The following is a 325-nucleotide window of genomic DNA, read 5'->3' as shown; positions in this document are numbered from 1 at the left end:
GGTGTAGTTATCCGCCGCCGCACTCAGCTGGCCCAGATTGAACTGCCAGATCGGATACGTTTTATCCTGGGTACGGGCGCTGGAGATATCGGGGAACTGGGCAGCGGTGTTGTTGACGCCGCCGGCGCTCAGATAGTAGTTCGCCGGCGACCAGCCATAGCCGGCATGAGCCAGCGCCAGACCCTTGGAAGTCCACAGCGGACTGCCGCCCGCCTGGGCGTGATAGGTGGCCGAGGCGTCCCAGTCGGTCACCAGCACGGTCCAGTTGTCAGCCGTCAGGTTTACCGGAGCGCCACTGTCGCTGTAGTCCACGCCGTTATAGGAG

1 protein-coding gene is annotated in these 325 nt (G+C 63.4%); it reads right to left on the bottom strand.

Annotated features, from left to right (window positions below; translation table 11 throughout):
• Positions 1-325: hypothetical protein (locus PZH32_RS12100; protein WP_275208503.1), on the bottom strand; the 325-nt coding region annotated here is incomplete at both ends.

The organism is Adlercreutzia equolifaciens, assembly GCF_029076695.1.
Lineage (GTDB): Bacteria > Actinomycetota > Coriobacteriia > Coriobacteriales > Eggerthellaceae > Adlercreutzia > Adlercreutzia equolifaciens_A.
This window is presented reverse-complemented; position numbering and strand designations above follow the sequence as displayed.